Origin of the sequence: Microcystis sp. LE18-22.4A (assembly GCF_027531105.1) — a bacterium.
GTDB lineage: Bacteria > Cyanobacteriota > Cyanobacteriia > Cyanobacteriales > Microcystaceae > Microcystis > Microcystis aeruginosa.
In genome coordinates this window covers 1-8,167 of the sequence record NZ_JAPZRB010000108.1, presented here as the reverse complement: position 1 = coordinate 8,167, position 8,167 = coordinate 1, and the positions used below count along the sequence as shown (strand labels likewise).

Sequence of the window (8,167 nt, the reverse complement as noted above, 5' to 3'; positions counted from 1 at the left end):
TCAATTGTCTATCTTTTGGTATTAACCTGTTTGTGCCTTAAGTCCTTCCCTGTATGGATTTCAGCTACTTTTGAGCGTAGGCGCTCTCATCGAATTTTATTTTAAGTTAATTATTTGCATAACAATTCCCGAAGAGCCATAGTTCTGTTAGTTTATCTTCTGTCAAACCTTTAGCTTGAGCCTTTTTGCCGACTTTATCCATAATTGAGATAAGACTTTCTGAATTTTCCTCAATTGTAAGATTAACTTCTTGTTCAGGAGAAAATCCTAACTGAGCGATTAGTGTAGGAATCTCCGATACCTTAATATTTTTGAGAACCTGTTGCATGGCTTAACTAGGTGTATCTTCAACCTTGATTGTACTCTATTCAATCACATTTAACGGTGTTCCTAAAATCGTCCTCGACCTCTTCGCCGCAACTTCAACCCTCAAGCACCAACTAAAACCCTCCCAATCCACCGAAAAAGAAACCACATAGGCTAAATTGCTTCTAAAAACGGGATAAATTGCCACTTCATGTCATCTTGAGTGGGTTTATTTTTTACCTTTATTAACTTGATTAAATACCTTAAAAATTGACAGCAATCGCACTATAGCAGAATGACAAAACCTTCCTGAGTAAAATGTTTATCATGGGTCAATATCTCGATAATTTCCAGTGCGATCGCTCTGTCACGAGTAGGGTGCGTTCCCTGATGCCATCCTTGTTACTCCATTTTTTGATCATGGGGAACGCACCATCTTTAAGTGAAAATTTAGGCGGACAAATAAAGCTAAGTCGAGAAAGCAATGAAAATCAAAGCTATTATCCATCCCGCCCAAGAAGGAGGTTACTGGGCGGAAGTTCCTGCACTCCCTGGCTGCATAACAGAAGGGGATAGTATTGATGAACTCATCAATAACCTTCAAGATGCCATCCAAGGCTGGTTAGAAGTTGCCAACGAAAGCCAAACACCAGAGCCTATTTCATAGGAGAGAAAAAATCCCTAACCGAGTAGTATTGACGGACCCGCCATCACTCCGGCAATTTGTCTGTCCAACTGTTCTAAATTTTCTGCCGGTTCAAGGCAGCATAACCCTTGACAAATTAACCCAAATGTGCTAAGGGGCAAACTGGCATCGACTCGATAGACCGCAGTGGGCAAATAGCGACTTAACAGCGGCTCGATCGAGCTTTCCGGGGCGCGCAGACAGAAACCATGACGATAGTGATCGAGGGCGACAAATAAACTGGGGCAAGCGGTGGGGGACTGTTCTAGGATGGTACTAAAAGATTGCAAGGCCTTTTCGGCCCGATCGAGATATTCTAGATTTTCCGTCAATCGCGACAGACGCAATAAATTAGCGATCGCAATTCCGTTGGCCGAAGGGGTGGCATTATCCGTATAACCCCGTTCTCGCACGATCAGATCGAGACTATGATCAGAAGCAGTATTAAAATATCCCCCCTCATCCTCGGACCAAAACCAGCGGTCGAATTCCCCTTGTAGATCGATAGCCGCCTCTAACCAGCGAGTTTCTTGGGGATTAGCCGTTTGCAAGTCCAGTAAAGCCTTAATAAAATAGGCAAAATCCTCCGATTGGGCCAAAACCGAGGCCTGACCCTGATAATTCAAGCGCTGAAAACGTCCATCTAACCACTGATGCTTGAGAATAAACTCGGCCGCGACCGTAGCCATTTGCCAGTACAAAGGTTCGCTAAAGACGGCAAAGGCCCGGGCTAAACCGGAAATCATCAAACTATTCCAAGCGACGATCATTTTCGTATCCGTTACCGCCGGAATGCGTCCCGGCCAAGAGACAGTTTTCGCCTCCTGATTGTCTCTGGCCGGGGGAAAAAGAGCTAATTGGGCTTGAGAACTGCCATAACGCCGAATAAATAACTTATCGAGCATATTTTCTATCTCCTCCCCTAATTCTCCCCCTTGCCGACGTTGCAGGACATTACGACCCTCAAAATTCCCCTCGGCAGTGACGGTAAAATTAGCTTGCAGCAGCCCCAATTCCTCGGTCGAGAGATAATCCCTTAACTCCAGATCCGACCAGACATAAAAGGCCCCTTCCTCCGGCTCCCCATCCGTGGCCTTCTCAAAACTATCGGCATCTTGGGCCGCATAAAAATAACCTTCTGGGGCGGTCATTTCCCGTTTTAGCCAGTTAACCGTGCCTTTAATCCCTCTCTCAAAGGCCGCCTCTCGATCACCCGCACTCCACAAATTGGCTAAATATTCGACAATTTGCCCGTTATCGTAGAGCATTTTTTCAAAATGGGGAACTGTCCACGTCGAATCCACCGTATAACGATGGAATCCTCCCCCCACATGGTCATAGATTCCCCCCAGGGCCAGATCTTCCCCCCGTTGATAGGCCGCTTGCCGGAGGGAATCGTCAAAATCGTCACCAAAGCGACTACCCTGCAAAGCCAGATGAGAATATGGAATCATCGGAAAACTGGGCCGACCGTAATTATTGGGATTAACCCGAATCACCGCCGTATTTGTCTCGATTCCTGTGGCTAAAAGGTAAGGAGCGGCTAAATTGGTCTCTGCTCGGGGTAAAATAGCTGATTGACGCAGTGCGCCCAGCATTTCGGCCGTAAATTTGCTTAATTTCTCCTTTTCCTCGTCATAATAACGACGTACCGATTGCAACACTTGCAGAAAACCGGGCCGGTTAAAGCGCGGTTGCACGGGAAAATAGGTGCCACCATAGAAGGGAATTAAACTATCCGGTGTTAGGAAGACATTCAGAGGCCAACCCCCTTGACCGACCATCATCTGCAATGCTTGCATATAGATACTATCGATGTCCGGTCTTTCCTCGCGATCAACTTTGATCGGTAAAAAATACTGATTGAGATAATCGGCAATGGCCCGATCGGAAAAAGCTTCTCCTTCCATAACCGTACACCAATGACAGCTAGAATAACCGATCGAGAGAAAGATCGGTTGATCTTCTCTCCTGGCAATTTCTAGGGCGCTGTCACACCAATACCACCAATCGATCGGGTTTTCGGCGTGTTTTCGCAGGTAAAGACTTTCGGATGTAGCCAGATGATTAGCCATGGGAAAAGGGGAATTTTTGCTCTTGCTGCTTATTAGTTTAAGCTAATTAGAGACTAACCGGAATCAAGCCTCTGCTCATGCTGAAAACTTCGATCGCCCTAGGATTTTTTCTCACTCAATCTTTGCCCCTTAATCCGCAAGTACAAGGGGTGGCTAATCATTTAATTGGGGTCATGGATACGACGCAACAAGCGCAGACTAATCCCCGCATTGCTAAGGTGCAAATGACTACCTGTGCGGTGGATTTTGCCCCGAAACAGGATAGTATTTATCTTTATCAAGAACAGGCGATTATCGATCGCTTAAATCAACCCTATCGTCAAAGAATTTTAGTCATTCAACCTAGCCCCGATAATTCCACTGTGGAATCAAAAGCTTATAAGTTAAATAATGCCCCTAACTTTATTAATTTTTGTAACAAAGACTTGACAGAAAGAGAATTGAATGTATCAGATTTGGCCGAGTCGGTGTGTACTGTGTTTTTAAAACCGATAGCGGGGGGTTATCGGGGAGAAACTCCCCCCCAGGGTTGTCCCACTAATGCCAGAGGTGCGGTGAAAATAACTAATACAATTATTCTACATTCCCAGGGCATGGATACCAGCGATCGAGGTTATGATAGCCTTGGTCGGCAGGTATGGGGAGCGCAGGATAATGTCTATCAATTTCGCTGGCAAAAACCCTAAAATCGGCTTTCCTGTTTCATTAATGCCACATCGGCAGCAAAATAGGTCAAAATCAAATCGGCCCCCGCTCGTTTCATACTGATTAAAGTTTCCAAAATCAGGCTTTTTTCGTCAATCCAGCCCTGTTTTGCCGCCGCTTTAATCATTGCGTATTCACCACTGACGTTGTAAGCGGCGACGGGAAGATGACTACTATCGCGCAGACGACGGATAATATCGAGGTAGGCCAGAGCGGGCTTAACCATAATAATATCTGCCCCTTCTGTTATGTCTAAACTGGCTTCCCGTAAGGCTTCCCGACTATTAGCCCCATCCATTTGATAGGTTTTCTTATCACCAAATTTTGGGGCTGATTCTAAGGCATCTCGGAAGGGACCATAATAAGCAGAGGCATATTTAGCCGTATAAGCGAGAATTCCCACATCCAAATAGCCAGCCGCATCTAAAGCTCGACGGATCGCCCCAACCCTACCATCCATCATATCGGAAGGAGCGACGAAATTAGCCCCGGCTGCCGCTTGCGAGAGCGACATTTTCACTAAAACTTCCAGGGTTTCATCGTTGAGAATTTTACCGTCCTCCACAATACCATCATGACCATAAATTGAAAAAGGATCGAGGGCAACATCGGTAATAATAATTATTTCAGGTACTTCTTTTTTAATCGCTTTCACCGCCCTTGGCACTAAACCATCGGGATTATAACTTTCTCTGCCGAAATTATCTTTTTTATCCTCGGCAATCAGGGGGAAAAGAGCGATGGCATTAATGCCTAAGTTATAGGCATTAACCACTTCTTTGAGCAATAAATCGAGGGAATAACGATAACAATCGGGCATAGAAGGAATAGCAACCCTTTGATTTTCTCCCTCCATGATAAAGAGGGGATAAATCAAGTCATTAACGGTTAATTCAGTTTCACGAACAAGACGGCGAATCGCTGGAGTATAACGAAGACGACGGGGACGAATCAGCATGATAACAGCGAGTTAAAAATAAAAAGTAAACAGTAAATAGCTGGTTTTGCTCTGGTTTTTTGCTTAGGAAAAAACCGGGGATAGGACGATCAAATAATCCTGATCCCCCTGACTAATTAGTGAAAATCGGGACTATGACGAATCAAACTCATAAACTCTTGACGAGTCTTAGCAGAATCGGCAAAAATACCGCGCACGGCACTCGTAGAAGTCCAAGAACCGGGTTTTTCAACCCCGCGCATTACCATACACATATGAGTCGCTTCAATCACCACAGCTACCCCTTGAGGTTGTAGTAATCCTTGCAAAGCATCGGCAATTTGTGCGGTTAAACGTTCCTGCACTTGCAGTCGTCTGGCGTACATTTCACAGATGCGGGCAATTTTCGATAAACCGATCACTTTCCCGTTAGGAATATAGGCAACATGAGCGCGGCCGATTATCGGTAAAATATGGTGTTCACAGGAGCTAAACATATCGATGTCTCGGATTAAAACCATCTCGTTAGCATTCTCGTGAAAAACTGCCCCATTCAGCAATTCATCCAGGGATTGCTGATAACCAGAAGTGAGAAATTTTAGGGCTTTTACTACTCGTTTAGGAGTGTCTCGTAAACCTTCGCGATCGGGATCTTCTCCTAATCCTAACAGCAGTGTTCTTACCGCTTGCATCATCTCGGCTTCCGATACCGGCGATTTAGGTTCGGTAATCACTTCGGGAAAGTGATTGTAGTCATCATTGTCGAAAATTGCTTTGGACTTAGCTAAGGTCATAGATATTTTTACAGACTCCAATAGTTAATTGATCGGCAAAGTTTTCTGATTTTACCAATTGTCAATAAATACCCTTTGCTAGAGTATTTATTTTTCTGGGCATCTAGACGATAACTAATGAAAGCTATCGGTTTATTTCCTCGTCTTTGGGGTTATCTCCGGTGCGGAAACCTGGAAAAATTGATTTTCCTAGTCACCGAAAAAGTCTTGAGTATCTCCCTAGTTAATTGAGGGCAGAGTTCTACTGCATAATTAATTTATTTTGTCAAGTAGTTCATTTGTTTGTTTGTTAGGGTAGTTCTCCTAGAATGATAATCGTTATCATTTTAACAAAAAATTTAGATTTACCAACAAAAATTTTGTCGCCAGATAAAGATAGTCCCGTTAAGCTATTTAACTTATTTTGAAGATGTAGAGATATTTTGCGATTTTATCGCTTATATTCAGCAATATTACTGATTTTTTGGTATTCTTCCTCCGAGTATAAATCCGCCGGAGAAGCAAGGCGATCAAGAAAGAGGATTCCTTCCAGATGATCGTATTCGTGTTGAAAGATGCGCGCGACAAAATCCCTGAAAACTTGACGGATTTCGCCACCATTGCGATCGCAATAGGCTACCTCGATCCACTGATGACGGGGGACAAAACCGCGTAAATTGGGAACACTGAGGCAACCTTCCCAACCCTTGACCATTTCCTCGCTGACCCGCAAAATGCGAGGATTAATCACGGCAGTGGGTGGCATCATCGGAGCGTCGGGATAACGAGGATTGGGGTGAGAAGCAACGATAAACAGACGCAGAGACCGAGCAACTTGGGGCGCGGCGATTCCCACCCCGTGGGCAGCTTGCACGGTGGTAATCAGGGAATCGATCAAATCTTGACAGTCAGCATCGAGAAGATTATCGATCGCTGCTGCTTTTTGCTGTAGAATTGGATTTCCTAATTGGGTGATTGTTAAAACTTGCGTCATCTGTCTAAAGATTAATTGTTTCGCTCTGAAAATCATTTTATCTTGAGGGGAAAAATCTCGCTAAACTGATAAGGTTTCCCCGCAGCAGCACTAGAGCAACTTTGTTAATCAAAATTAACCGTGGATAGGCGTTGGGTTTCATGCTTCAACCCAACCTACGTTCATCTTATATTTAATTACACCCACCCACTTAATCAAAATTAACCGTGGACAGCAGCGCCCAACAACTTTGGCATAATCTCCTAGAGCGTCTAAAATTACTATTAACCCGTCCCGCTTTCGAGACTTGGTTTCAAACGGCGACGGTTAAAGAATGGCAAAACGATCGCTTAGTAATTCAGGCTGCCAATCCCTTTATTCTTAACCATCTTCAGAAAAATTATCTGTCAACAATTGCTGAAGTAGTGCAGGATATCGTCGGTTATCCCGTCGAGATTCAACTCACGGCACAACAGGGCGATTCGATCGCTATTTTCCAGCCTCACACTAGCTTAGAATCAGAATTATCCCCCAGTAATCAACTTAACCCTAAATATAATTTTTCCCGTTTTGTTGTCGGTCCAACCAATCGCATGGCCCACGCGGCCGCTTTAGCGGTGGCGGAATTACCCGGAAGGGAATTTAACCCGCTTTTTCTCTGTGGTGGGGTGGGATTAGGTAAAACCCATTTAATGCAGGCGATCGGTCATTATCGTCTAGAATTATATCCCCAATCCAGGGTTTTTTATGTATCGACGGAACAATTTACGAATGATTTAATCACCGCTATCCGTCAAGATAGTATGGAAAGTTTTCGTAATCATTATCGTCATGCGGACATATTATTAGTGGATGATCTGCAATTTATTGAAGGAAAAGAATACACTCAAGAAGAATTTTTTCATACCTTTAATACCCTGCACGAAGCGGGAAAACAGGTGGTTTTAGCCTCCGATCGCTTGCCCAAACAGATTCCCAGTTTACAGGATCGTTTAATTTCTCGCTTTTCTATGGGATTAGTCGCCGATATCCAAGCACCAGATATCGAAACTCGCATGGCAATTTTACAAAAAAAGGCCGAGTACGAAAATCTGCGTCTCCCAAGAGAAGTTATCGAATATATTGCCGTTAATTATACTTCTAATATTCGCGAATTAGAGGGGGCATTAATCCGGGCTACTACTTATATTTCTATCTCCGGATTGCCGATGACGGTAGAAAATATCGCGCCAGTTTTAAATCCACCAATGGCCAAAATTGCCACTTCTCCTGAGATTATTATGGCGGTAGTAGCGGAAAAGTTTCAACTCTCGATCGCCGATCTAAAAGGAAATTCCCGCCGACGAGAAATTAGTTTTGCCCGACAGATTGGGATGTATTTGATGCGTCAACACACGGATTTAAGCTTACCGCGCATTGGCGAAGAATTTGGCGGCAAAGATCACACCACCGTTATTTATAGCTGTGATAAAATCAACCTTTCCCAGCATCAAGACCGACAATTACAAGAAATCTTAGCCCAACTAATCGAGCGAATTAACTCCCTCAGTCGCAATCAGTAGTCGGGGGTAATTTTGACATCCTCGCCGCCCTAAAAGTGCGGCGATTCCTAAACCTCACGATTTAAGTTTCTGCTTCCACCACCGTCGCATACCACAGTTAAAAAACCATGTACTGTCTTACACAGAGTCCACAGACTTTCGCCCCATTTCA

The 8,167-nt window shown here is 44.2% G+C and carries 8 protein-coding genes; 3 read left to right on the top strand and 5 right to left on the bottom strand.

Annotated features, from left to right (window positions below):
• Positions 1-106: 106 nt before the first annotated feature.
• On the bottom strand, positions 107-328 hold the full coding sequence (locus tag O9295_RS04650; protein ID WP_288032051.1) for a hypothetical protein: 222 nt from the start codon (positions 326-328) through the stop codon (positions 107-109).
• A gap of 462 nt (positions 329-790) precedes the next feature.
• On the opposite strand from O9295_RS04650, the gene O9295_RS04645 reads away from it, so the two are divergent.
• Positions 791-973: a type II toxin-antitoxin system HicB family antitoxin gene (locus O9295_RS04645; RefSeq protein ID WP_147072041.1), complete on the top strand. Its 183-nt coding sequence runs from the start codon at positions 791-793 to the stop codon at positions 971-973.
• A gap of 14 nt (positions 974-987) precedes the next feature.
• Here O9295_RS04645 and O9295_RS04640 read toward each other — a convergent pair whose 3' ends face one another.
• Positions 988-3,066, bottom strand: coding sequence for a thioredoxin domain-containing protein (locus tag O9295_RS04640; protein ID WP_288032049.1), 2,079 nt, complete (start codon positions 3,064-3,066; stop codon positions 988-990).
• A 77-nt stretch (positions 3,067-3,143) separates the two neighbouring features.
• Between O9295_RS04640 and O9295_RS04635 the strand changes: the two genes are divergently transcribed.
• Entirely contained in the window at positions 3,144-3,752 is a 609-nt protein-coding gene (locus tag O9295_RS04635; protein WP_288032048.1) for a chromophore lyase CpcT/CpeT, read from the top strand.
• Here O9295_RS04635 and hemB read toward each other — a convergent pair.
• The 3 genes from hemB to def all read right to left on the bottom strand — a co-directional run bounded on the left by hemB (position 3,749) and on the right by def (position 6,511).
• A complete protein-coding gene (hemB, locus tag O9295_RS04630) occupies positions 3,749-4,729 on the bottom strand; it encodes a porphobilinogen synthase (protein ID WP_045357384.1) in 981 nt (326 codons plus the stop codon). The two genes, O9295_RS04635 and hemB, sit on opposite strands and share 4 nt — an antisense overlap.
• 116 nt (positions 4,730-4,845) lie before the next feature.
• Positions 4,846-5,502 carry a GTP cyclohydrolase I FolE gene (gene folE, locus O9295_RS04625; RefSeq protein ID WP_002758386.1) on the bottom strand — a complete coding sequence of 219 codons (657 nt, stop codon included), beginning with the start codon at positions 5,500-5,502 and terminating at the stop codon, positions 4,846-4,848.
• Positions 5,503-5,932: 430 nt separating this feature from the next.
• Positions 5,933-6,511, bottom strand: coding sequence for a peptide deformylase (gene def / locus O9295_RS04620; RefSeq protein ID WP_147072047.1), 579 nt, complete (start codon positions 6,509-6,511; stop codon positions 5,933-5,935).
• Positions 6,512-6,681: 170 nt separating this feature from the next.
• Here def and dnaA point away from each other — a divergent pair, with 170 nt between their 5' ends.
• Positions 6,682-8,016: a chromosomal replication initiator protein DnaA gene (gene dnaA, locus O9295_RS04615; RefSeq protein WP_002799330.1), complete on the top strand. Its 1,335-nt coding sequence runs from the start codon at positions 6,682-6,684 to the stop codon at positions 8,014-8,016.
• The last annotated feature ends 151 nt before the right edge of the window (positions 8,017-8,167 follow it).